This is a genomic window from Plastoroseomonas arctica, from assembly GCF_018128965.1.
GTDB lineage: Bacteria > Pseudomonadota > Alphaproteobacteria > Acetobacterales > Acetobacteraceae > Plastoroseomonas > Plastoroseomonas arctica.
The window spans coordinates 394,164-417,998 of the sequence record NZ_JAAEDH010000001.1 but is presented as its reverse complement, the minus strand read 5'-3'; the positions used below and the strand labels follow the sequence as shown (position 1 = coordinate 417,998).

Sequence of the window (23,835 nt, the reverse complement as noted above, 5' to 3'; positions counted from 1 at the left end):
TGCGGGGTGGCCGGCGGGCCCAGAAAATTCAGGCGGCGATCTGCGGCGCAGCCATGTGCGCGGCCGCCCAGAGCGCGAACTTCCCGTCGCGCATCACGCGCGCATGCGGGAAGCCGGCCTCGACCAGCGCCTGCTGAAGGCTGCGCGCCGTGAATCCGCCGCGATGGCCCATGAAGGCATTGCCCTGCGCCAGCGCCCCGCGATGGCCGTACAACATGTCGAGTGGCGTGATCGGGCCCATCGGCGAGACATAGGCGGCCTCGGTCAGGCGATCCTGCGCCACCAGCTCCGCCACCTGCTGCAGGTCGGGCAGGGTGAGCAGCAGGAAGCCGTCGGGCGCCAGCACGCGGCGGAATTCGGCGAGGGCGAGCGGCACCTCGTGCGGGTACAGGTGCTCGACATTGTGCGACGACCACACCGCATCCATCGAGCCGGTCTCGACCGGCGCCATGTCGGTGATGGAGGCGATGATGTCGGGCAAGACGCCCGCGTCGATGTCCAGGCGCACCTCCAGCCACTGATCCGCTGGGAACCATTCGGCGGGCAGCTTGCGCGGATCCGCGGCGCCGCAGCCGACATGCAGCACGCGGCGCGGATGGGAATGTGGAGCGTTCATTTTGGACCTCCTTGGGCGAAGGCGCGGGGACAGCGCGCCGTGAGAGGCCCGAGCGTAGCGGGGAGGCATTAACGCACGGTTGCCGCCAGCCTTTACGGCTTGGCAATGCGCGCGGCGGTATCCAAGGCGTGTCCCCAGAATGGAGCAAACCCTTGGCCTATCTGTCCGCGATCGAGATCGAGCCCGGCGAAGGCATGGTACGGCTTGTAAAATCGGTGCTGACCGAGGCGATGGCCGCGTCCATCGACCGCAGCCAGGGCTTCTACACAATCGATGGTATGTCCGGGTATCGCTACCGGTGGTTCATCAACACGCTGGTGCGGCGCATGCCGAAGCCCGGCTATCTCGAAGTCGGCAGCTGGCAGGGATCCACGCTGTGCGCCGCCATCGCCGGCAATGCGGTGCGCGCGCTGGCGATCGACAACTGGAGCGAGTTCGGCGGACCCAAGGAGCAGTTCTTGGCCAATGTCGGACGCTACCGGGGCGAATCCGCGACGGTGGGTTTCTTCGAGGGCGATTTCCGCTCGGTCCCCTTCGCCGCCATCGCGGAGCAGGTCGAGCCGTTCAACATCTACCTGTTCGACGGGCCGCATGAGGAGGCCGACCAGTATGACGGCCTGGTGCGCGCGCTGCCCGCGCTCGCCGAGCGCTTCGTCTTCATCTGCGACGACTGGAACTGGGAACGGGTGCGCGCCGGGACCCACCGGGCCATCGCCGAGAGCGACGTCGACCTTCTCTACGCCGCCGAGGTCCGCACCACGCTCGACGGCAGCAACGGCGTGCCGGGCTTCAAGGAGAGCGACTGGCACAATGGCTACTTCATCGGCGTGCTCGCAAAGCGCTGAAGGTCGGGAGCCGGCGCTCCCGGCCCTTCGTCATGCGTAGGCGCGCTCCACCACCGGGCCCGGACCGGTCGCGATCTCGCGGATGATCTTGCGGCGCACCGCCGTCTCGAACGCTTCGAAGCCCTCGGCGACCATCAGGAAGGCGCCGGGGCCGCCGATCACCTCGTCGCGGTAGTAGTCATCGAGCGGCGGCAGCCCGGCGAGCGCGGCCGCCGGCGACGGGTCACGGTCCAGGACCGCGAGCCCGTTGAGGATGATGCCGCGATCCAGCGCCGCGGCGCGCGATTCCGCCAGCGGGCGCCCCGAGTTGTTCACCCCGTCGCCGGAGATGTCGACCACCTGGCGCGTCCCCTCGTAGCGCTGCCCGAACAGGCGCCCGGCATAGTCGATGGCGCCCGAGATGGAGGTGTAGAGATAGGTTTCGCGCGGCGCGGCATCCACCGCGGCGGCAAAGTCCGCCGCTGTCGCCGGACCGTCGACCTTCGTCCAGGGCACCAGCAGATTCTGGATGTCCCAGTCGGACCAGGTGAACAGGCATACGGCGATCGCCCCCAGCGGCCCGCCGGAAATCCCTTCCGCCAGACGCGCATCGCGGAACGCCGCGGCGTAGCCGGCGAATTGCAGCGCCTGTTCCACCGCATCGACCGAACGCGATACGTCGACCGCGAGCACGAGCTCCACATCGACCGGTTCATGCGCCAGGGCGGCGCGGGATCGGAGCAGTGCCGGGGCAGCCAGCGTCGCACTGAGCAGCGACCTGCGGGAGAGGGAGAATTCGGGAGCCGGGCTCCGGGGCGACCACATACGCATCTTGCTCTCCAGGTTGGAGCGCGTGCGCGATGGCTATCTCCCGATACGGCTGCCGTTGAGCAAGGCTAGGACAGCCGTCTTAGACTCCTTAGTAGGCCAACGGCATATCGCGGTGCAACAAGAGTCTCACCGCGACAGTTTGAAGAAATCCTCAAGCGATCCAGCGTGTGCTGCCGATTGCCTCAATCTTGTTCAAACGATGCCGCAGCGCGCTCAGCGCGGGATAGTCGGCGGTAATCCCGGGATGCACAACGTCGAGGAAGTCCATCAGGACAGCGGTCGTGACGTCCGCCTGGGTCATCAGCGCCCCAAGCAGGTAGGGTTCGGGCGCTATCGCCTCCAGTGCAGCGAGTCCACCCTGCACCTGGCGCAGCTGGCCCGCCGCCACAGCTTCCGAGCGATGCTCCGGCGCCCGACGCTTGAGCTCGATCAACGCGGCAACGCCCTTGTCGCAGGCGCCCAGTGCCAGCGACTCGGCGCGCAGCGCGGCCCGGCGGGCAGGGCCCGGGGGCGGAAGCAGCGCCTGGCCGGCCGGTGCCAGCGTCTCGACATGATCGAGGATGGCGGCGGAGTCGATCAGCGTCTCGCCATCATCGAGCACCAGGGCCGGCACGCGCACCAGTGGGTTGTAGCGCGCGATATCGGCCGCATCGTCCACCGTGCTGAAGGCCAGGTGCTCGAACGGGATCGCGTAGAGGTTCAGCGTCGCCGCCACGCGGCGGACGAAGGGGCTGAGATTGCGGCCGATGAGCTGCATGGAGGATCCTTCCCTCGGGTTGGATCCTCTCTAGCTGCGAAGCGGCCGCCCGGGCAGGCCCTGGCTCAGGCGAAGGGGTCGCTGCCGCCGAGCGCGCTGAAGGCGCCGGCCGGCGACAGCTCGGCAATGGTGCGGTCGATCGAATGGGCATCGCCGCCGGAGCGGGGCGAGTTCAGGATCACCACCTTGCCGAGCCAGCCGCCGACCGCGCCGGAGTAGTTGATCGGATCGTTCTTGACCTTGAGGTTGGTGATCTTCGGCTTGGTGCGGCCATAGGCGGCGGCCACCCCTCCCACCGCGGTCACCGCGGGCGGGTTGAAGGCCATGGCCGTCACGCCCGTGCGGGCCGCGACGATCTGCGCGATGCCGCCGCCCAGCGAGTGGCCGGTGATGGAGAGCGAGTCGCCCCGCGCCATCGCCGCTCGGGCTTCGGTCACGAGCTGCTCGGCCGAGGCGCATTGCCGCGAAAGCAGCACGGCGCCGGCCAGCGACAGGATCGCGCCGGGGATGCCGAAGACAGCGCCCGCGGCGCCTCCGAAGCCCGCATCGGCTACGACATCGGCGCCGCCGCCATCGGTTGGCTGGGTGCCGGCGATGCCCACGACCCAGGCATTGGTGCCGCCGCCGGCGCGCCGGTAGATGGCGCCCTGGAAGCCCGACATCTCACGCCGCATCGGAGAGAAGCGTGCGAAGCCGCGGCCGGTATCGGCGCGCGTCGGGTAATACGCGGCCGCGGCGATCGCGGCGTATTCGAGGTAGGTGATGGGCATTGACGGCTCCCGGCGCGATGATGACGACCGGGACCGTATTGTTGCATATGTGGAATGTCACGCGCAATTCCGTTGCAGGGCAGTGACATTCCCGCGCTAGCCATCACGAACCCGCGGCGAGCGCCTCAGAAGCCGGCGCCAGGTGCCGCCAGGTATGCGGCCTCGTCGGGCGTGTTCTCCCGGCCGAGCACGGCGTTGCGATGCGGGAAGCGGCCGAAGCGGCGGATGACGGCGCGGTGGCGCCACGCATAGTCGATGCTGCCGCCCGGCGCGCGGTGGAAGACACTGTCGCGCAGCCCTTCGAAGAGGGCGACCGAGAGATCCTGGTCGGCGTTCGCCTCGGCATGTTCGAAGGGCAGGTAGAGGAAGACGCGCTCGGTGGGCGTGAGCCGCAAGTCGAGGCGCTTTGCGAGCACCGCGTCGCGCGCCACGGTGCGAGCGTGCGAGTCGGACGCGAAGGCTCCGGGCGAACCGCGCTCGAGATTGCGCGGGAATTGGTCCAGCACGAGCAGCAGCGCGAGTGCACCGTTCGGGGTCGCGGCCCAACCATCGAGAGCGCCCTCGCGGGCGGGGAGGATCAGGGCGCCGAACTGCGAACGGATCGCGGCGTCGAAGGCGTCATCGCGCAGGAACCAGGCCTTGCGCGGGGTGTCGCGACCCTCGGCGAACCAGAAGGCGAGGACGTCGTCTGTCATGCCAGTGCCCGGTCCAGCAGCCGCACCGCGTGGATCGCCTCGCGCCCCGCAAGGTCGTCGATCTGGTGGCGGCAGGAGGTGCCGTCGGCGATGACGAGGTGGTCTGCATTGGCGCGGCGGATGGCCGGGAGCAGAGCGAGCTCCGCCATCGCCTTCGAGGTCGCGAGATTCTTTGCCTCGTAGCCGAAGGCGCCGGCCATGCCGCAGCAGGAGGAGGTGATGGGCAGCACCTTCAGGCCGGGGATGGCGGAGAGGAGCGCGATGGCGGCGGGGAAGGCGCCGAACGCCTTCTGGTGGCAATGACCGTGCACGTGCGCGGTGGCCTCGATGCGTTTGAAGGGGAGCTGCGCCTTGGTCGCGATCAAGAACTCCGAAAGCAAGTGGGCCCGGGCTGCCAGCGCCTCGGTGGCGGGACCGGGCAGCATGGCGGGGAATTCGTCGCGCAGGGTCAGCAGCGCGGAGGGCTCTATGCCGATGACCGGCTTGTCGGGGAAGGTGCTCAGTGCTGCCAGCGTGCGCGCGGCCTCGGCACGGGCTTTCGTGACCAGCCCAGCGGCGAGAAGAGTACGACCGTCATCGAGCGGCCGCGCGCCGCGCGCGGGCCGGGCAAGGGTGACGCGGTGGCCGGCGGCGGTGAGCACACGGATGGCGGCGCGGAGGTTTTCCGGCTCGAAATAGCGGTTGAACAGGTCGGGCAGCAGGATGACCTCGCCCGGCGCGCCGGAGGGCTCGGGCAGTTCGGCATCGTGGAAGGCGCGCCAGGCGAAGCGGGGAAGGGGGCGCTCTCGCGCGAAGCCGAGCAGTCTTTCGCCCAGCCAGCGAGCGCCGGGGATCCATTCCCGCGCATTAGCGAGCGGCGGAAACATAGCGGCAAAGGGCGCCCAATGCGCCAAGGTCGCGATGACGCGGTCCTTCAGCGCCACGCCATGCGTCGCCTGGCGTGCAGCCAGCGCCTCGATCTTCATCCGCGCCATGTCGACGCCCGTGGGGCATTCCCGCCGGCAGCCCTTGCACGAGACGCAGAGCGACAGCGCCTCCTGCACGGCGTCCGAGGCGAGGCCGCCTTCGAGCTGGCCGGTGAGGGCCAGGCGGAGGGTATTGGCGCGGCCGCGGGTCAGATGCGTCTCGTCGCGGGTGACCCGATAGCTGGGGCACATGGTGCCGGCGTCGAATTTCCGGCAGGTGCCGTTGTTGTTGCACATCTCGACCGCGCCGAGCAGCGCGCCGGGATGTTCGCTCCAGTCGAGCACGGGCGTGATCGGCGCCGGTGCGTAGCCCGGCGCGTAACGGAACAGCGACCGGTTATCCATCTTCGGTGCGCGGGTGATGCGGCCGGGGTTGAGCATCGCGGCCGGGTCGAAGGCGTCCTTCACGACCTCAAAGGCGCGGGCGATGCGCGAGCCGAACATCGGCTCGTTGAATTCGGAGCGGACGATGCCGTCGCCATGCTCGCCGGAGTGGCTGCCCTTGTATTCGCGGACGAGCGCGAAGCATTCCTCCGCGATGGCGCGCATCTTGGTGACGTCCTCGCCGGATTTCATGTTCAGCACGGGGCGGACGTGCAGGCAGCCGACCGAGGCGTGGGCGTACCAGGTGCCCTTGGTGCCGTGCTTCGCGAAGACGTCGTTCAGGCGTTCGGTATAGTCGGCGAGGTCGTCGAGGCCGACGGCGCAATCCTCGATGAAGGAGACGGGTTTTCCGTCGCCCTTCATGGACATCATGATGTTCAGCCCGGCCTCGCGCACCTCGGCGATCGCCGCCTGGAAGGGGGCGTCGGTCGCGCGCACGATGGCGCCGGGATGGCCGAGATCTGCCATCGCCTCATCCAGGCGGTCGAGGGATTGCAGCAGCGGGCCGTCCTCGCTGCCGTGGAACTCCACGATGAGGATGGAGTCCGGCTCGCCGATCAGCATGGCGGCGATGGTGCGGCGATAGATCGGGATCGAACGCCCCAGGTCGATCATGGTGCGGTCCACCAGCTCGACCGCCTCGGGGTGAAGCGCCACCAGGTGCCGCGACGCCTCCATCGCGGCGCGGAAGGTCGGGAACTGGCAGATGCCCAGCACCTTGCGCGGCTTGATCGGCCACAGCTTGAGATCGAGCGCCGCCGAAAAGGCTAGCGTCCCCTCGCTCCCGACCAGCAGCCGCGCGAGGTTGCCACGCCCGGCGGCGCGTGCGGCAGGTGTCAGCGCATCGAGGTTATAGCCGCCGACGCGACGAAGCTGGTGCGGGAAGCGGGCCGTGATTTCCTCGGCCTCCCGCGCGCCCAGTGCGCGCAAGCGGTTCACAAGGTCGGCGATGGGCGCCGGGATAGTCTCACCCAAATTTTCCGCCAGATCGGCGAAATCGAAGCGCGATCCATCGGCCAGGATGGCGTCAATGGCGCGCACATTGTCGGCCATCAGCCCGTAGCGGATGGATTTGCTGCCGCAGGAATTATTCGCCGCCATGCCGCCGATCGTGCAGCGCTGCCAGGTGGAGGGATCCACCGGGAAGAACTGCCCAGATGCCTTCAGCGCCTCGTTCAGCGCGCCCAGCGTGATGCCGGGCTGCACCCGCGCGGTGTCGCCTTCCACGCTCAGCACGTTGCGCAGGTACTTGGTGCAGTCGATCACCAGCGCCTGGTTGACGGTTTGGCCGCATTGGGAGGTGCCGCCGCCCCGCGGCAGCACCGCGATGCCCCCCTCGCGGCAGATGGCCATGGCGGCTTCCACATCGGCGGTGGTGCGCGGCACCAGCACGCCCAGCGGTTCGATCTGGTAGATGCTCGCATCGGTGGCGTAGCGGCCGCGATCGGCGGCGGAGAACAGCACCTCGCCCTCGGTTTCGGCGCGGAGGCGGTTGGCGAGGCGGCTGTCGCCCAGGCGCATGACGGTCATGGGGGTTTGCATACCGCATTGGCGGCGGGGCGGGGAGGCGGTTAGACAGGGGGCTCAGAGCGAAGGATCGCGCATGCCCTATTTCGAATCGAAGCGTCAGTCGGGGCGGCATTTCCTCCAGATTCCCGGCCCCTCCACAGTGCCGGACCGCATCCTGCGCGCGATCGACAACGCCACCATGGACCATCGCGGCCCGGATTTCGGACTGCTCGGCAAGCAGGTGCTGGAGAAGGTGCAGCGCATCTTCCAGACCACGCAGCCGGTGGTGATCTTCCCCGCCTCGGGCACCGGTGCCTGGGAGGCGGCCCTGGCAAACACGCTCTCGCCCGGTGACCGGGTGCTGATGTGCGAGACCGGCTGGTTCGCGCATCTGTGGCAGGAGATGGCGGGCAAGCTCGGCATCGTCACCGACCTGATCAAGACCGATTGGCGGCGCGGGGCGGATGTGGCGCAGATCGCCGAGCGCCTGGCCGCCGACAAGGGCCACGCGATCAAGGCCGTGGCGGTGGTGCACAACGAGACCTCGACGGGGGCAACCTCGCGCATCGCCGAGGTGCGCGCCGCGATCGATGCGGCCGGGCATCCGGCGCTGCTGCTGGTGGACACGATCAGTGGGCTGGCCTCGGCCGAGTACCGCCATGACGCCTGGGGCGTGGATGTGACCGTGTCGGGCTCCCAGAAGGGGCTGATGCTGCCCCCGGGTCTCTCCTTCAACGCCCTCTCGAAGAAGGCGTTGGAGGCTAGCAAAACCGCCAAGCTGCCGCGCAGCTACTGGGATTGGGGCCCGATGATCGCCTCCAACGCGACCGGCTACTTCCCCTACACGCCGGCGACGAACCTGCTCTACGGCTTGGACACCGCCTGCGACATGATCTTCGAGGAAGGGCTCGAAAACGTCTTCGCGCGCCACGAGCGCCATGCCGAGGCGACGCGCCGCGCCGTACGCCACTGGGGGCTGGAGGTGCAGGTCGAGGATGCCCGCCACTACTCCCCGGTGCTCACCTGCGTGCGGCTGCCCGAGGGCCACTCGGCAAACGCGCTGCGCGCCGCCATCCTGGAAAAATTCAACATGAGCCTCGGCAATGGCCTGGGCCAGTTGAACGACCGCGCCTTCCGCATCGGCCATCTGGGCGACATGAACGACCTCACCCTGATGGCCACGCTCTCGGGCGTGGAGATGGGGCTGCGCGTCGCAGCGGTGCCGCATGCCGCCGGGGGTGCCCAGGCGGCGATGGAGTTTCTCACCGGCAATCAGTGATCGCAGCGGCGCGCCGGTGGGCGCGCTCGCGTTACAAGACTCACTTTGCCGTGCGCTGGTTGCGCTTGACGCGCGCGGCCCTCGCAACCTCGCGACCGCGCGATTATACGCAGAGGTCCACAACCGTCCGGCAGCGCGTCAAGGTCGATGCGGTATCGGGATGAACGGTCGAAAAGCCTTTGGTTTTACGCTATGATAACCCGTGCCTATTAAACCGGTCCCTGTGCCGGACCCGGGTTGGTGTTGAAGGAACAGCGTTTGCTCGTACGGTCACCTTTGGCGAAGCCCTCGGCGCGGCGCGCGATGGGTCGGTTGGAACCGACTGGATGACTGCACGCATTCTGGTTGTCGACGACGTGGCCGCCAACCGCCGGTTGCTGGAGGCGCGCCTTCGTGCCGAATTTTTCGAGGTGTCGCAGGCTGGCTCGGGTGCCGAAGCCATCGCGGCGGCGCATGCTTGGTCGCCAGACATCATCCTGCTCGACGTGATGATGCCGGTGATGGACGGCTTCGAATGCTGCCGGCTGCTGAAGGCCGATGCCGAAACGCAGCACATCCCGGTCGTGATCGTGACGGCACTCGTCGACACCGATGAGCGGGTCCGCGGGCTCGAGGCCGGTGCCGATGATTTCCTCTCCAAGCCAGTGAGCGAGGCGACGCTGCTGTCACGGCTGCGGGCGCTGCTGCGCGTGAAACAGGTGACCGATGCCTGGCGGCTGCGCCAGAACACGGCGCGCGAGCTCGGCCTCGAAGCGCGTCCGCCGCTGCCACTCGCGCTCGAGGGGACGCGTGCCCTGTTGCTCCGCGCCGACGCGGCGGAGGCGGCCCTGTTGGGCGGCATACTCGCCGCCGACGGCATCTCCCTGCTCAACGGGTGTGACGAGGCGGAGGCGCGCTTGCTGCTGGCAGGTGGTGGCTTCGACTTGGTGCTGCTCTCGCTGCGGGCGCCTGAGGTTGAGGCGCTGCGCTTCGCCTCGAGCCTGCGCGCCTCGGCGGCCACGCGCGATCTGCCGCTGCTGCTGGTGGGCGACCCGGACCAGCAGGCGCCGATCCTGCGCGGCTTCGACCTCGGCGCCAACGACCACGTGCTGCGCCCGGTCGACCCCAACGAGCTGCGCGCGCGGGTGCGCAACCAGATCCGCCGCCGCCGCTTTCAGGAGAGCCTGCAGAACGACCTCGACCGCTCGCTCGAGATGGCGGTGACGGACCCGCTGACCGGGCTGCGCAACCGCCGCTATGTGCGCCGCCACCTCGACGCCCTGCTCCGCGGCGGCAAGGGTGCGACGGCGCTGCTCGTCGATGTCGACCATTTCAAGCGCATCAATGACGGATTCGGCCACGCCTCGGGCGACCACGTGCTGCAGGAGATCGCGCTGCGGATGCAGGACCAGCTGCGCGCCTCCGATGTCATCGGCCGCTATGGCGGCGAGGAGTTCCTGGTCGTGCTCGATACCGATGCCGACGAGGAGGTGATGGCGATCGCCGGCCGCCTGCAACGCGCCGTGGCCGACATGCCGTTCCGGCTGGGCGACCAGCGGATTTCGGTCACGATCAGCACCGGCGTGGCGATTGCGCTGCCGGGGATGGCTTCGGATGTGGTGATCTCGGCGGCCGACACCGCCCTGTACCGGGCCAAGCGAGCCGGGCGCGACCGTGTCGAGGTCGCACAGGATACGGACCGGATGGGCCCCACATCCTCGGCCGCGGCCGCATTCTGAACCTTGCGGGGCCGGAGCCCCGCAGGCGATTACTTGATCTTGGATTCCTTGAAGACGACGTGCTTCCGCACGACCGGGTCGTACTTCCGCTGTTCCATCTTGCCGGTCATGTTCCGCGTGTTCTTCTTCGTCACGTAGAAATACCCGGTCTCGGCACTGCTGACGAGTTTGATAAGGATGGTATTCGACTTGGCCATGGGACCTACTCCGGAACCCGGGACCGATGGCGGCCAGCGCGGGCAAGACTGCAAGAGGGGCCGGTATCTACAGGGTTTGGGGCGGAAATCAAGGCTGAAGCGCGGTGCGGTACAGCTCGGGTCGCTCGATCAGGGCGCGCGCGACCGAGAGATCGGCCTCGCGGCCCTCGGCCGGCGGGCAGGGACCGCGCAGGCGCTGGGCATCATCGGGATCGACCGGGGCGCGGGCGGCGCGGACGCGTGCGACCGGGACGGCCATCGGCGTCTCGCCCTCTGACAGCATGAGCAGCGCAGCGGCCGTCGCCTCCTCGCCCAGGCTGGTGCACAGGTTGGGCATCACGCCGAGCGACTGGATCGGCCAGCCCTGGGGGGCCACCAGGCGCGACCAGGAGACCAGCAGCTCCGCCGCGTTGGGCAGCGGGATGACGATCTGCACCAGCCCCTTGCCGGTGGTGCCGCTGCCGACCAGCACGGCACGGCCACGGTCGCCGAGCGTGGCGGCCACCGCCTCCGCCGAGGAGGCGGTGCGCCCGTCGACCAGCACGACCAGCGGGCGCCCATGGGTGAGGTCACCGCCCGAGGCGATCCAGCTGCGCCCACTTTCGGGGTGGCGGCCCTCGGTGCGCATGATCTCGCCAGACTGGAGGAAGACGTCGGCCACGGCCGCGGCCTGGGGCAGCAGCCCGCCGCGATTGCCGCGCAGGTCGAGCACGTAGCCGCGCGGTGCGCCCGCGATCCCGGCATCGGTGATCTGGCCCACCAGCTGCGAGGCCGAGCCCTGGGAGAAGGCCGAGAGGCGGAGATAGAGGATGCCGTCGATCCGTTCGGCGGTGACCGTCTCGGGCGGCACCGGGGCGCGCAGCAGGCTCACCCGCAGCCGCTGGCCGCCGCGCGCGAGGGTGAGGGTCACCGCGCCTCCAGTCGGGCCTTCCAGCCGGGCGGCGGCGTCGGGCAGGTCGTCGGCGGAGACGGGCACGCCATCGATGTCCAACAGCCGGTCGCCAGGACGGAGCCGGGACAGCGCCGCCGGGCCGCCGGGGGCGACGGTGGCCAGCACCACGCTTCGCCGCGGTCCGATGGCCAGGCGCAATCCCAGGCCGCGCTGGCCGATGCGGCGTTCGCGCGCGGCTACCGCCTCCTCCGCGGTGACGTAGCGGCTATAGGGGTCGAGATGGTTGAACAGCTCCTCGAAGCTCGATTGCAGCACGCGCTCGAATCCGGCCTCGCGGATGGCGGCCGAAGCGGTCCATCCGGCGCCGAGCAGTGCCGCGAGGCTGCGGGCAAGCGCCGGAGGCGCGGGCGGACCGCGGGGCAGCACCTGGCCGGCGATGGGCGCACCGGCGCTGCGCAGCGTGAGGCGGCCCTCGCTGATGTCGGCGGTGATACCCTCATCCAGCGCGGTGAGGCCGCGCAGGCTCCACAGCAGCAGGTCGTTCGGCGCGACCGGCGTCAGGTGCCGCTCGATGACCGCGCCGAACGCCTCGGCGAGCACGGCTTCGGCCTGGGCGCGGGGGAAGCGGTCGGCCTCGCTCGCGTGTGCGGTGATGCTCAGCAGGATCGCGACGACGCAGGCTTGCGCCAGCCGGGCTAGCGCGAAGGTTTGCGCGCCGGCACGCCCTGCATGATGTGGAAGACCATGCCGCCCGTGCGGGCATTGGCTTCGACCAGCCGCACCTCGACCGCGGCACGCAGCGAAAACGTCAAATGCGTGTGGCGGCCGGTGAGCGCTTGCCGGGCCTCGTCGTGCTGCCATCGGTCGTCCGGTAGGGAGGCGAGGGGGATGATTCCCGTCGCACCATTCTCGACCAAAGTGACGAAGAGGCCGAAGCGAGTCACGCCGGAAATACGCGCATCGAACATGCTTCCGACGCGCGTGGCCATGTGCGCGGCGAGATAGCGTTCAACGGCCTCGCGTTCGGCCGCGGCGGCGCGGCGTTCGGTGCCGGTGATGTGTTCGCCGATCTCTTTCGCGCGGGCCGATTCCTCGGCCGGAAGGGCGTCGAGAAGGGCGCGATGGACGAAGAGATCTGCGTAGCGGCGAATCGGCGAGGTGAAGTGCGCGTAGCGCGGCAGGGCCAGGCCGAAATGGCCGATGTTGTCGGGGTCGTAGGCGGCCTGGGATTGGGCGCGGAGGATGGTCTCGTGGACCAGGCGCTGCTCGGGCTTGTCCTGGACCTGGTCGAGCAGGCGCTGGAAGTCGCGGGGCAGCATGCGGTCCACCGCCGGCAGTGCCATGCCGAGTGATTCGAGAAATTGGCGGAGGCCTTCGAGCTTGGCGTCCGAGGGGCGGTCGTGGATGCGGTAGAGGCAGGGCTTTTGGTCGAGTGCTTCGGCGGCGGCGACGTTGGCGGCGATCATGAACTCCTCGATGAGTCGGTGGCTGTCCAGGCGCGCGCGGGGGGTGATGGCGGTGACGTTGCCGGCGGCGTCGAGCGTGACGCGACGCTCGGGGAGGTCGAGCTCCAGCGTGCCGCGGGCCTCGCGGGCGGTGAGCAGGGCGCGGAAGGCGGCGTAGAGGGTGGCGATGTGGCCGGGGGGGACGCCCTCGGGGTCGGTGCCCTGGTCGTGGTGGGATTGGGCCTGTTCGTAGGTGAGGCGGGCGGCGGAGCGCATCAGGCCGCGGCCGAAGCGGTGGGAGAGCTTTTTGCCGGAGGCGTCGAAGCGCATGTCGGCGAAGAGGCAGCCGCGGTCCTCGTTGGGGACCAGGGAGCACCAGTGGTTGGAGAGGGCCTCGGGGAGCATGGGGACGACGCGGTCGGGGAAGTAGACGCTGTTGCCGCGGAGCTGGGCTTCGCGGTCGAGCGCGGAGCCGGGGGGGACGTAGTGGGCGACGTCGGCGATGGCGACGAGGATGCGCCAGCCGGTGCCGTCGGGGGCGGCCCAGATGGCGTCGTCGAAGTCCCGCGCGTCTTCGCCGTCGATGGTGATCAGCGGGGTTGGGCGGAGGTCTTCTCGGGTGGCCAGCGGGGTGGCGGTGGCGCGGGCAGCCTCTTCGAGGGCGGCGGCGGGGAAGGTGTCGGGAATGCCGTGGGTGTGGATGCAGATGAGGGAGACGGAGCGGGGGGCGCCCATCTGGCCCAGGCGCTCGATGATGCGGGCGGGGCGAGGGCCGAAATGGGCGCCGGGGAGGGGTTCGGCGAGGATGATTTCGCCGTTCTCGGCGCCGAGGGATTCGCCGGGGGGGACGATCCAGTCTGCGCGGTGGCGGCGGTCGGTGGGCTCGATCTTGCCGTCGGTGAAGACGCCCAGGATGCGGGCGGGGGATTTGGCGGGAATGCGCTGGACGGTGCGGCCTTCATACTTGCCGGCGCCGATGGGTTTTAAGCGCGCGAGGACGCGTTCGCCGGGGGCGAGGGCCGGTTGGCCGCGGGCCTCGGCGCGCATGTAGATGATGGGAGGGCGGCCTTCTCCCGACCAGGCGAGAGGTTTGGCGATGGGGTCACCATCGGGGTCGGTGCCGGTGACCTCGACGACGGCGGTGTCCGGCAGGTGGCCGTGTTGGATGACGGCTTGGGCGACGTCGGCGGGGGTGTTTGCCTTGATCTCAGAGAGCAGCGCGCGAAGGGCGGGGCGCTGCTCGGTGGTGAGGCCGAAGGCGCGGGAGATGTCGGACTTGCCGACCTTGCCCTTGGCCTTGGAGAGGAAGACGCGGAGGGCGTCCAGCGTGGGAAGCTCGCCCGGGGTGCCGGTTGCGGTGGGAAGAGGGGCGGGTTTCGCGCGGGCGCGGTGACCTTTGGGTGGCGGGCCGAAGCGGGGCATGGGTGGATCAGCCAATCCGTCGCTGACGCGGGGCACGGGACCATGGGTCAAAAATAAAAGAATGGGGTTCGGGGAAATTCTTTTCCCCGACCTTTGTCACTTCTTGGCCTTCGCTTTGGCTTTCGCCGCCGGTTTTTTTGTCGCTGCGGTCGCCTTGCTGGCCGCCGCCTTGGGTCGTGCCGCAGCCTTGCTCGCGGCTCGTGGCTTTGCCTTCGGCTTGGCCTTTGATGCGGGAGCGGCGGCCCTGCGTGGCGCGGAGGGCGCAGCTGCCGGAGCCGTCACGGTCTTGGCCGGCACCTTCTTGCCCTTGGCACCCTTGCCGCCCTTCGGCGCCAGCACCTTGCCCTTCTCAGCCAGTAAGGTGACGGCCTCATCGAGCGTGATGGTCTCCATCTCCACTCCGCGCGGCAGGTTGGCGACCGTCTTGCCGTGCTGCGCGTAGGGCCCGAAGCGACCCTTTTTCACCTCGACGGGGGCCTGGTCCTTGGGGTGGGCGCCCAGGCCGCGCACGCGGGCGCGAGCGTCGGCGAGGAGGACCACCGCGCGGTTGATGCCGATGGTCAGGACGTCATCATCCTTGTCGAGCGATTTGAAGATCGTCCCGCACTTCACATAGGGGCCGAAGCGGCCGAGCCCGGCGGTGATTTCCTCCCCGGTCTCGGGGTCGATCCCGATCGGGCGCGGCAGGCTCAGCAGGCCGAGCGCGCCTTCCAGGGTCACGGTTTCGGGGCTCATCCCGTTGGGCAGGCTGGTGCGCCGCGGCTTGGTCGGTTTTCCCTTGGCGTCGGTGCCTGGCTCGCCGAGCTGCACATACAGTCCATAGGGCCCGCGGCGCATGGTGATGGGCTGGTTAGTGACGGGGTCGAGACCCAGGTCACGGTCGGCAGCGCCGCGTTCCTCGCCCTCGCCGCCCACGCCGAAGGGGCGGGTGTAGCGGCATTCGGGGTAGTTGGAACAGCCGATGAAGGCGCCGCCCTTGCCAAGGCGCAGGCCGAGCCGCCCCTCATGGCATTTGGGGCACAGGCGCGGGTCGGTGCCGTCGCCACGGTCCGCGAAGATGTGGGGGCCGAGGTCTTCGTCCAGCGCGTCGATGACGTCGCGGATCATGAGGTCCTTGGTCGCCGCGACGGCCTTGGAGAATTCCACCCAGAAGGCGTGCATGACCGCGCGCCAATCGGCATTGCCTTCGGAGATCTTGTCGAGTTCTTCCTCCATGGAGGAGGTGAAGCCGGTGTTCACATAGCGCTCGAAGAAGCGGACCAGGAAGGTGGTCACCATCCGCCCGAGGTCCTGGGCGACGAAGCGACGCTTATCCAGCGTGACGTAGTTCAGGTCCTGCAAGCGCTGCAGGATGGAGGCATAGGTTGAGGGTCGGCCGATGCCGAGTTCTTCCAGCCGTTTTACGAGTGTTGCCTCCGAATAGCGCGGCGGCGGCTGGGTGAAGTGCTGGGCAGGGGTGACGGCGCCGCGCTTGAGCGCGTCCTTCGCCTGCATCGGCGGCAGAATGCGGGTGTCTTCCTCCTCCGCCGCCGGGGCGGTGCCGATGCCGGCGCGGGCGTCGGCGGCGCGGTCATCCTCATCTTCGCGGTACAGCTTCAGGAAGCCGTCGAAGGCGATGACGGAGCCGTTGGCGCGCAGGCGCGTCTTGCCCGAGGGGCCGGCGATGTCGACCGCGGTCTGGTCGATCTCGGCGGCTTGCATCTGGGAGGCGATGGCGCGCTTCCAGATGAGCTCATAGAGGCGGGCCTGGGCGCCTTCCAGCTCGCGGCTAAGGCTTTCCGGCGTGCGGGTGGCGTCGGTGGGGCGGATCGCCTCATGCGCTTCCTGGGCGTTCTTCGCCTTGGAGGTGTATTCGCGCGGCGCGGCGGGAAGGTAGTCGGCGCCGAAGCTGGACTTCACGTGGTCGCGGATGGCGGAGATCGCCTCGCGCGCCATGGTGATGCCGTCGGTCCGCATATAGGTGATGTGGCCGGCCTCGTAGAGTTGCTGAGCCGTGCGCATCGCCGCCTGGGCGCCCATGCCGAGCTTGCGCGACGCCTCCATCTGCAGCGTGGAGGTCATGAAGGGCGGGGGCGGGTTGCGCTTGGTGCGCTTCTTGTCGACGGAGGCGACGGCGTATTGCTCGGCCTCGATGGCGGCGACGGCGCGCTTCGCGTCGGCTTCTTTCGCCAGGTCGAATTGGTCCAGGCGCTTGCCGTCGAGATGGGTGAGGCGGGCGGTGAAGGGCGCGCCGGCGGGCGTGGTGAACTTGGCCTCGACCGACCAGTATTCGCGCGGCTTGAAGGCCTCGATCTCGGCTTCGCGCTCGCACACCAGGCGGAGGGCCACGGATTGGACGCGGCCGGCGGATTTGGACCCCGGCAGCTTGCGCCACAGGACCGGGGAGAGGGTGTAGCCGACCAGGTAATCGAGCGCGCGGCGGGCCAGGTAGGCGTCGATCAGCGGGACATCGAGCTCGCGCGGATGCGCCACGGCGTATTGCACGGCGCGCTTGGTGATCTCGTTGAAGGTGATGCGGCTCACCTGCTTGCCCTTGAGCGCACCGCGCTCGGCCAGCATGTCCTTGACGTGCCAGGAGATGGCCTCGCCCTCGCGGTCCGGGTCGGTGGCCAGGAACAAGCGCGTGGCGGATTTCAGGGCGGTGGCAATCTTGGCGACCTGGGCCTCGCCGCGCGGGTCCTTGCCCCAGACCATGGCAAAATTTTCGTCGGGGAGGACGGCGCCATCCTTCTCGATCAGGTCGCGGACATGGCCGAAGGAAGCGAGCACGACCGTCCCGCCGCCGAGGTACTTCTCGATGGTCTTGGCCTTGGCCGGCGATTCGACGACGAGGACATCGGTCATGATTGACGCTGGTCTCTCCGCTGCCGCCTCAGGGGCCGGGCGGGCGGAGCGCCACCCTCTGTCCGGGGGAGGTCTCGACCCGTCCGGCGAGCTCAAGATCGAGCAGGATCGCCTGGACGACGGAGGGCGAGAGGTGGCAGCGGCGAAGCAGATCGTCAACCGCCACCGGTGAATTACCCAATAAAGCAAGCACTTGTGCGGCTTCGGGGGAGTCTTCGTCGAGGGAAAGGGTCGACTGGGGAGCAGTTTCCAGCGGTATCAGGGTCCGCCGTCGCAGGACCGGCGTAGGCTCTGCTGGGAGGTTGGCGAGGATGTCGGCGATGGTCTCGGTCAGGTGCGCGCCCTGGCGGATGAGGTCGTTGGACCCCTGGTTGCGCAGATCGAGCGGCGAGCCGGGGACCGCGAAGAGCTCGCGGCCGTATTCGAGCGTGAGCCGGGCGGTGATGAGGCTGCCGGAGCGGGCGGCGGCCTCGATGACGATGGTGCCCAGAGCGAGGCCGGCGACGATGCGATTGCGGCGGGGGAAGTGCTTCGCGATGGGAGCGGTGCCGAGCGGGGCTTCTGCGAGGATGCAGCCCGTTTCCGCGATCTGGTTCTGCAGCGCCGCGTGTTCGGGCGGGTAGGGCTTGTCGAGGCCACCAGCGATGGCGGCCGCGGTGGGGCCGTGGCGGAGCGCGCCGGCATGCGCGGCGGCATCGATGCCGCGGGCTAGTCCGGAGATGACGAGCAAGCCGGCCTCGGTTGCGGCCTCGGCGATTGTCTCGGCGATGCGGCGGCCGGCGGCGGAGGCGTTGCGCGCGCCGACGATGGCGATCGCGCGGATGGTCAATGTCTCTGGGTTGCCGAGACAGGCGAGGACCGGCGGCGCATCGGGGATATGGCCGAGTAGCTCAGGGTAGTCTGGCGTTCCGAGGTGCAGGAACCGGGCGCCGAGACGCTGGGTTTCGTCCATCTCGCGCGCGATGATACCGGGGGAAGGCACGGCGAAGCGTCCGGCGATGCGGGGCAAAGCCTCCTCCGCGCTGCCGTAGCGGGTGAGGAGCGTGGCGAATTGCGCAGGCCCGATGCCATCGGTGCGGGCCAGGCGCAGCCGGGCGATGGCCTCACCCGGGGTCACGGGCTGCGGGCTGCCTTGCCGATACGCGGCTCAGTGCCGGCGATCAGGCGGCGTATATTGTCCTCATGCCGCCAGAAGATCAGCACGCCCACCAGCAGCGCCAGCAGCGCGTGCTCGGCATCCACCAGCGCCCAGGCGGTGATCGGCGCGAGGGCAAAGGCCAACAGCGCACCGGCCGAAGAAATGCGCGTCAGCAGCGCGCCCACGAGCCACGTGGCGCAGATGAAGACGCCGACAGGCCACATGGCGGCCAGGTACACGCCGATGCCGGTGGCCACGCCCTTGCCGCCGCGAAAGCGCAGCCAGACCGGGAACATGTGACCCAGTACCACGGCCGTGCCGGCCGCCAGAGGATCGGCCGGAAACAGCCACACCGCGACCGCTCCCTTCAGGGCATCGCAAAACAGCGTTGCCGCGGCGACCTTCTTGTTGCCGGTGCGCAGCACATTGGTCGCCCCGATATTTCCCGACCCGATGGTGCGGATATCGCCCAACCCCGCCGCGCGGGTCAGCAGGAAGCCAAAGGGGATCGAGCCCAGCAGGTAGCCGACGACCAGCGCGGCGAGGAAGTAGAGTGAGGGATTCATCAACCGAAGACGCGGCGGCCAGCCTTGAAGGTGGCGATCACCCGGCCCTCCAGCGCCCGCCCGTCGAAGGGGGAGTTCTGGGCCTTCCCGGGAAGTTTGCCGGCCTCGACCTTCCAGCCCCGCTCGGGGTCAAACAGGACCAGGTCGGCCGGGGCGCCGGGGGCCAGCGTGCCGGTTTCGAGGTTCAGCAGTTTGGCTGGGTTGGATGTCAGGAGGGCCAGCGCCTGGAGCATGGTGAGGTCTCCGCCGTGAACGCGGGCGAGTGTGATGCCGAGCAGGGTGGCGAGGCCGGCGCCTCCGGCCTCGGCCTGGGCGAAGGGCAGGCGCTTGTCATCGGCGTCGCGGGGTTGGTGGTCGGAGGCGATGGCGTCGATCGTGCCGTCCGCGAGCGCGGCGACCACGGCCAGCCGGTCGGCATCGGCGCGCAACGGCGGGGAGAGCTTGGCGTAGGTGCGGTAGTCTCCAATGGCGGTCTCGTTCAGGTCGAAATAGGGGGGGGCGGTGTCGCAGGTGACGTGCAGCCCCTCGGCCTTCGCACCGCGGATGAGGTCGAGCGCGGCACCGGTCGAGACATGGGCAAAATGCACATGCCCGCCGGTCAGGCGGGCGAGCGCGATGTCCCGCGCGACCAGGATGGACTCCGCCGCTGCCGGAATGCCCGGCAGGCCCAGGCGGGTGGCGAGCTCGCCCTCCGTTGCTGCACCGCCGGCGGCCAGCGAGGGGTCCTCGGGGTGCTGGACGATGAAGCACCCGAAGCCACGGGCGTAGGAGAGGGCCAGGCGCATGGCCCGCGCGCTGGCGATGGCACGCCGGCCGTCGGTGAAGGCGATGGCACCCGCTTCGCGCAGCAGGCCGAACTCGGCCATGTCCTTGCCGGCGCAGTCGATGGTCGCCGCACCGTAGGGGAGGATGGTGAGGCTGCCTGTCGCCTCGCCGCGGCGGATAAGGAATTGCAGCAGGGCCGGGTCGTCGAGTGCGGGCTCGGTATCAGGCAGGGCGCAGAGGGTGGTAATGCCGCCGGCGGCCGCGGCGCGGGCGGCGGAGGCGATGGTCTCGCGATGCTCGAATCCAGGCTCGCCGAGGGAGGCGCGCATGTCGATCAAGCCGGGGGCGAGGATGGCGCCCTGGGCGTCCAGTGTCGGAGTCAACTCGGGGGCGGTGAGGGACGGGCCGTGCGCGGCGATACGGCCGGATTTGATGAGGAGACTACCGAGGATATCTAGACCGGCGCCTGCATCCATGAGTCGTGCGTTGGTGATGAGGAGGGCGGCCATCTGCTGGCGCTTATAGGGGAGGTGTGCGAAATCCGCCATCGTTCCGACTAATGGTTGAGGCTAAACGCGTTGCGTAGTCGGGCTCGTTGATCGGAGAGCTTCCTCAAGGCGACATGGCGTTATGAGCAGCGTTTACCTTCAGTCAAAAGGGCTTTAGTGACGTTCAGCGCGACGAGGCTTTGGAGACCAGTTTGCGAAATGGATGATGAATTGCCGCGAACTGCCTACAAGGCTTGGTCCGCTTCCTCGTAGACCGATTCGGAATATTTTCATGATAGGCTTGAATAATTTTCGGACTGAGGATTTCGTCAATATCGCTCCCGGCAAGCAATGCAGGGTAAGTTCATCACACCCAAAGTGGGGACGGCGATATTCAGCGTCAAGTTTAGTTGATGAAGGCTTAGATGTCGAATATGCGATACATACTTTGCCAGAGAAACGTCCTTTCTGGGAGATCGATCTCGGTAAAGATTATGAAGTAAAATACATTGTAATCTACAATAGATCGAACTTTGAAGATCGGTGTTTGCCCCTTGTAATTTGTGGAAGTTCTAGTGATGCAGAATTTACATTTACAAAAATTGGTATCATTGATTTTCCTTTTGGGAATGATCGCGATGGATCGCAAGTCATTGTTCCAGTAAGAGGCGGGTCTTTCAAAAAGATCAGAATTGAAAGCTCAGAGACTACATTGCACCTGCGCCATATTAAAATATTGGTTGAGCAGCAAGATTTTAATTTACGGAATGCCGCCAAATTCTTTCAAATTTCAAAATTTGACAAGGAGTTGATTAAGAATGACAACATAAAAACCTACCAAGGATCATCCGATTCAGTTGTAATTGACGCGTTGCACGTCAATACAAGCCAAAGATTAGGAAATTTCCTTATCTGTGTAGCAAACGCTGTAGCGGTCGCTCAATTTTTTAATATACCAAAGGTTTATATCGATCAAGATCGCTCTTTTACCGAAAAATATTACCCAACAGTAATCGAACAGAAAGCTGGCGTAGCACTGTACACAACAGATCGAAATTTTCCGAAGAATGAGTGTGTATTTTCATATTCATTTTGGCGGCTGCGAATTTTCCCCCATCTTCTAACGAAAAAAGACGATAAAAATATGGGCCTTAGATTACTGCGAGACGCAAGTTATTCATTTATATTTAAGCATCTGATGCCTCCTGTCGTTTTTTTTCAGCCTAGCGAAGGCCGTTCGTCAAAATCAATAACGGTGCACTTTCGTTCAGGCGACGTATTTGCATCTGCTGGAAAAATACCAAGCAGCTATGTCCAGCCACCTCTTGCTTACTATAAGTTATGCGTCGAACATGCTGTTAATTTTGGTGTGGACGAGATAATTATTGTTTATGAAGATATTAACAACCCGTGCGTCAATACATTCAAAGATTGGGTTGATAGCATTGGAATTAAAAGTAAGTTTTTGAGTAGTGATTTGGAAAGTGATGCTCGCGAAATTCAATCTTCTCAACGCCTTATCTGCGGGTTCGGTACGTTTGCACCGCTGCTGGCTGCTATGGGACAGAATTTAACGGATATTTATTTTTTTCGGCGTGAACTTTTCCCAGAGTTTTTTGAAAATAACGTACGCGTTCATTTAGTAGAGGATTGCGCTGCAACATATATTGAAAGTGGCCATTGGAAAAATACTCGTGAGCAGCGGGATATAATGATACAATATCCGGTCAGCAATCTAGTTGTGACCAGGTAGCGAGTTGAAGGTTATATTCGTGTGTTCCGCCGCAGGTTCCGCGCGAGCAAATCAAGCACCGCCATCCGGCAGGCGACCCCCATCTCTACCTGCTCGCCGATCACGCTACGCACCGGATCATCCGCGATGGCGCTGTCGATCTCGACGCCGCGGTTCATCGGGCCCGGGTGCATGACGATGGCGTCCGACTTCGCATAGGCGAGCTTTTCTGCGTCCAGCCCGAAGAATCGGAAGAACTCACGCGAGGAGGGGACCAGCCCGCCCGCCATGCGTTCCTTCTGCAGCCGCAGCATCATCACCACGTCCGCGCCCGCCAAGCCTTCGCGCATCGTGTGAAAGATCTCGACGCCGAGTCGCGCCGCCTCCGCCGGGATCAGCGTGGGCGGTCCGACGATCCGCACACGGGCACCCATGGTCAGCAGCAGGTGGATGTTGGATCGCGCCACGCGGGAGTGCAGCACGTCGCCGCAGATCGCGATGACCAGATTGTCCAGGTGCCCCTTGTGGCGGCGGATGGTGAGCGCATCCAGCAGGGCCTGGGTAGGGTGCTCATGGGTGCCGTCGCCGGCGTTGATGACGGCGGCCTCCACCTTCTGCGAGAGCAGCGCGGGCGCGCCGGATTGCGCGTGGCGGATCACCAGCAGGTCGCATTGCATGGCGTTGAGGGTGGAGGCCGTGTCGAGCAGCGTCTCGCCCTTGTTCACGGAAGAAGTGCTCACCGCCATGTTGATGACATCCGCGCCCAGGCGTTTTCCCGCGAGTTCGAAGCTGGTGCGGGTGCGGGTGGAATCCTCGAAGAACAGGTTGATCAGCGTGCGTCCCTTGAGCAGGTCGCGCTGGGTTTTGCCGGACCGGTTGAGCAGGGCGTAGTTCTCCGCCAGGTCCAGCATGTCAGCGATATGGGGCGGCTCCAGCCCTTCGATGGCGAGCAGGTGGCGAGGAGGAGTGGGCATACCCCCAGGGTAGGGTCTGCCCGCGCCCTGTGGAAGCCATCTCGAGCCGGCGTCCGGCGACAGGCTCTGTCCCCGGCGGAGGTCCAGGAGGCAGCGCCTCCTGGCCTTGCTTCACCCCGGGATGGTCCCGGGCAGGAAACCGGCAACGTGATCGAAGATTCCGCCCGCTGTCGTGATCCAGATCTCCTCGCGCCGGGCATGGATGTGCGTCAGCGCCCGCCGCAGCTGCCGCATCCTGTAGGGCTGTCCGATGATGTACGGGTGCAACGCGATGCCCATGACCTGAGAAATTCCATCCGCGCATTGCTCCAGGCGTTCGTCGAAATCATCGATGATCATGTCCGCGAACTGTGCCGCGCCATCCTTGCGCGCCGCGATCGAGGGGATGTCGTTCACCTCCTGCGGGTAGGGGATTGCGAGCAGCGGCCCATGCGCGGTGCGGTGCCAGATCGGCTGGTCGTCGTTGCACCAGTTGAGCGTGTATCGGTAGCCGGCCTCGACCAGCATGTCGGGCGTGGCCACGCTCTCCGCGATCCAGGGCGAGAGCCAACCGCGGGGTGCGACGCCTTCCTCGGCCGTCATGCGCGCGGTGCATTGGGCGATCAGCGCGCGTTCCTCGTCGCGAGGCAGTATGGACTGGCGCTCGGAATTGGTGCGGCCGTGGCCGGCGAATTCATCCCCGCGCGACCGGTGGGCGGCGAGCAGGGAGGGTGCCGCGTCATACATCGCGGTGTTGACCAGCAGCGTCGCTGGCAGCGCCAGCTGGTCGAGCTGGGTCAGCAGCCGCCAGGCGCCGATACGGTTGCCATAGTCGCGCCAGGCGTAGTTCAGCACGTCGGGGTGCGGCCCTCCCGGCGCAAGTTCGGCACCGAGTCCTTCCCCGAACGCGAACTGCTCTAAATTGAGCCCGATATAGACCGCGAGCCGCGCCCCGTTCGGCCAAGTGTAGCGGGGCCGGTCGGGCAGTGGGTGGTCGTCATAGCGGGCATGGCTGGGCAGCATCGTTGGCGGACCTTCGGACAGG

The 23,835-nt window shown here is 67.1% G+C and carries 19 protein-coding genes; 4 read left to right on the top strand and 15 right to left on the bottom strand.

The annotated features are described in order from the left end of the window. Positions 1 to 28: 28 nt before the first annotated feature. On the bottom strand, positions 29 to 616 hold the full coding sequence (locus tag GXW79_RS01980; RefSeq protein WP_211872519.1) for a class I SAM-dependent methyltransferase: 588 nt from the start codon (positions 614 to 616) through the stop codon (positions 29 to 31). Between the two features lie 152 nt (positions 617 to 768). Here GXW79_RS01980 and GXW79_RS01975 point away from each other — a divergent pair, with 152 nt between their 5' ends. Continuing rightward, positions 769 to 1,461 carry a class I SAM-dependent methyltransferase gene (locus GXW79_RS01975; RefSeq protein ID WP_211872518.1) on the top strand — a complete coding sequence of 231 codons (693 nt, stop codon included), beginning with the start codon at positions 769 to 771 and terminating at the stop codon, positions 1,459 to 1,461. Positions 1,462 to 1,491: 30 nt separating this feature from the next. On the opposite strand, the gene GXW79_RS01970 is transcribed toward GXW79_RS01975, so the two are convergent. From GXW79_RS01970 to GXW79_RS01950, 5 genes are all read right to left on the bottom strand, one after another. Beyond that, positions 1,492 to 2,271: a DUF1194 domain-containing protein gene (locus tag GXW79_RS01970; RefSeq protein ID WP_246503608.1), complete on the bottom strand. Its 780-nt coding sequence runs from the start codon at positions 2,269 to 2,271 to the stop codon at positions 1,492 to 1,494. A 151-nt stretch (positions 2,272 to 2,422) separates the two neighbouring features. Further along, on the bottom strand, positions 2,423 to 3,028 hold the full coding sequence (locus GXW79_RS01965) for a glutathione S-transferase N-terminal domain-containing protein (RefSeq protein WP_211872517.1): 606 nt from the start codon (positions 3,026 to 3,028) through the stop codon (positions 2,423 to 2,425). 65 nt (positions 3,029 to 3,093) lie between these two features. Next, positions 3,094 to 3,798 (bottom strand): hypothetical protein, encoded by a 705-nt coding sequence (locus GXW79_RS01960; protein ID WP_211872516.1) that lies wholly within the window; start codon positions 3,796 to 3,798, stop codon positions 3,094 to 3,096. Positions 3,799 to 3,923: 125 nt separating this feature from the next. Further along, the gene (locus GXW79_RS01955) at positions 3,924 to 4,493 is read right to left on the bottom strand and encodes a DUF924 family protein (protein ID WP_211872515.1); all 570 of its coding nucleotides are present in this window, start codon (positions 4,491 to 4,493) and stop codon (positions 3,924 to 3,926) included. Beyond that, positions 4,490 to 7,372, bottom strand: coding sequence for an FAD-binding and (Fe-S)-binding domain-containing protein (locus tag GXW79_RS01950; RefSeq protein ID WP_246503607.1), 2,883 nt, complete (start codon positions 7,370 to 7,372; stop codon positions 4,490 to 4,492). The genes GXW79_RS01955 and GXW79_RS01950 overlap by 4 nt, the downstream gene beginning before the upstream one ends. A 73-nt stretch (positions 7,373 to 7,445) precedes the next feature. Here GXW79_RS01950 and GXW79_RS01945 point away from each other — a divergent pair, with 73 nt between their 5' ends. Together GXW79_RS01945 and GXW79_RS01940 are read left to right on the top strand one after the other, a co-directional pair. Next, positions 7,446 to 8,630: a pyridoxal-phosphate-dependent aminotransferase family protein gene (locus GXW79_RS01945; protein ID WP_211872513.1), complete on the top strand. Its 1,185-nt coding sequence runs from the start codon at positions 7,446 to 7,448 to the stop codon at positions 8,628 to 8,630. Positions 8,631 to 8,956: 326 nt separating this feature from the next. After that, complete coding sequence (locus tag GXW79_RS01940) at positions 8,957 to 10,348, top strand: PleD family two-component system response regulator (protein WP_211872512.1); 1,392 nt, start codon at positions 8,957 to 8,959, stop codon at positions 10,346 to 10,348. Positions 10,349 to 10,377: 29 nt separating this feature from the next. Here GXW79_RS01940 and rpmG read toward each other — a convergent pair whose 3' ends face one another. From rpmG to GXW79_RS01905, 7 genes are all read right to left on the bottom strand, one after another. Then, the gene (gene rpmG / locus GXW79_RS01935) at positions 10,378 to 10,545 is read right to left on the bottom strand and encodes a 50S ribosomal protein L33 (protein WP_211872511.1); all 168 of its coding nucleotides are present in this window, start codon (positions 10,543 to 10,545) and stop codon (positions 10,378 to 10,380) included. A gap of 88 nt (positions 10,546 to 10,633) precedes the next feature. Next, complete coding sequence (locus tag GXW79_RS01930) at positions 10,634 to 12,037, bottom strand: S41 family peptidase (RefSeq protein WP_211872510.1); 1,404 nt, start codon at positions 12,035 to 12,037, stop codon at positions 10,634 to 10,636. 95 nt (positions 12,038 to 12,132) lie between these two features. Then, the gene (locus tag GXW79_RS01925) at positions 12,133 to 14,304 is read right to left on the bottom strand and encodes a ribonuclease R family protein (protein WP_211872509.1); all 2,172 of its coding nucleotides are present in this window, start codon (positions 14,302 to 14,304) and stop codon (positions 12,133 to 12,135) included. 96 nt (positions 14,305 to 14,400) lie between these two features. Then, positions 14,401 to 17,148, bottom strand: coding sequence for a type I DNA topoisomerase (gene topA, locus GXW79_RS01920; protein WP_211872508.1), 2,748 nt, complete (start codon positions 17,146 to 17,148; stop codon positions 14,401 to 14,403). 28 nt (positions 17,149 to 17,176) lie between these two features. Continuing rightward, on the bottom strand, positions 17,177 to 18,265 hold the full coding sequence (dprA, locus tag GXW79_RS01915; protein WP_211872507.1) for a DNA-processing protein DprA: 1,089 nt from the start codon (positions 18,263 to 18,265) through the stop codon (positions 17,177 to 17,179). Continuing rightward, positions 18,262 to 18,852, bottom strand: a complete 591-nt coding sequence (plsY, locus tag GXW79_RS01910; protein WP_211872506.1) for a glycerol-3-phosphate 1-O-acyltransferase PlsY — start codon at positions 18,850 to 18,852, stop codon at positions 18,262 to 18,264. Before plsY ends, dprA begins: the two co-directional genes overlap by 4 nt. Beyond that, positions 18,852 to 20,126 carry a dihydroorotase gene (locus GXW79_RS01905; RefSeq protein WP_211872505.1) on the bottom strand — a complete coding sequence of 425 codons (1,275 nt, stop codon included), beginning with the start codon at positions 20,124 to 20,126 and terminating at the stop codon, positions 18,852 to 18,854. The genes plsY and GXW79_RS01905 overlap by 1 nt, the downstream gene beginning before the upstream one ends. Before the next feature lie 271 nt (positions 20,127 to 20,397). On the opposite strand from GXW79_RS01905, the gene GXW79_RS01900 reads away from it, so the two are divergent. Continuing rightward, the gene (locus GXW79_RS01900; protein ID WP_211872504.1) at positions 20,398 to 21,858 is read left to right on the top strand and encodes a hypothetical protein; all 1,461 of its coding nucleotides are present in this window, start codon (positions 20,398 to 20,400) and stop codon (positions 21,856 to 21,858) included. Positions 21,859 to 21,869: 11 nt separating this feature from the next. Here GXW79_RS01900 and GXW79_RS01895 read toward each other — a convergent pair whose 3' ends face one another. After that, complete coding sequence (locus GXW79_RS01895; protein ID WP_211872503.1) at positions 21,870 to 22,811, bottom strand: aspartate carbamoyltransferase catalytic subunit; 942 nt, start codon at positions 22,809 to 22,811, stop codon at positions 21,870 to 21,872. A gap of 111 nt (positions 22,812 to 22,922) precedes the next feature. Continuing rightward, positions 22,923 to 23,813 (bottom strand): polysaccharide deacetylase family protein, encoded by an 891-nt coding sequence (locus GXW79_RS01890; protein ID WP_211872502.1) that lies wholly within the window; start codon positions 23,811 to 23,813, stop codon positions 22,923 to 22,925. Positions 23,814 to 23,835 lie beyond the last annotated feature (22 nt).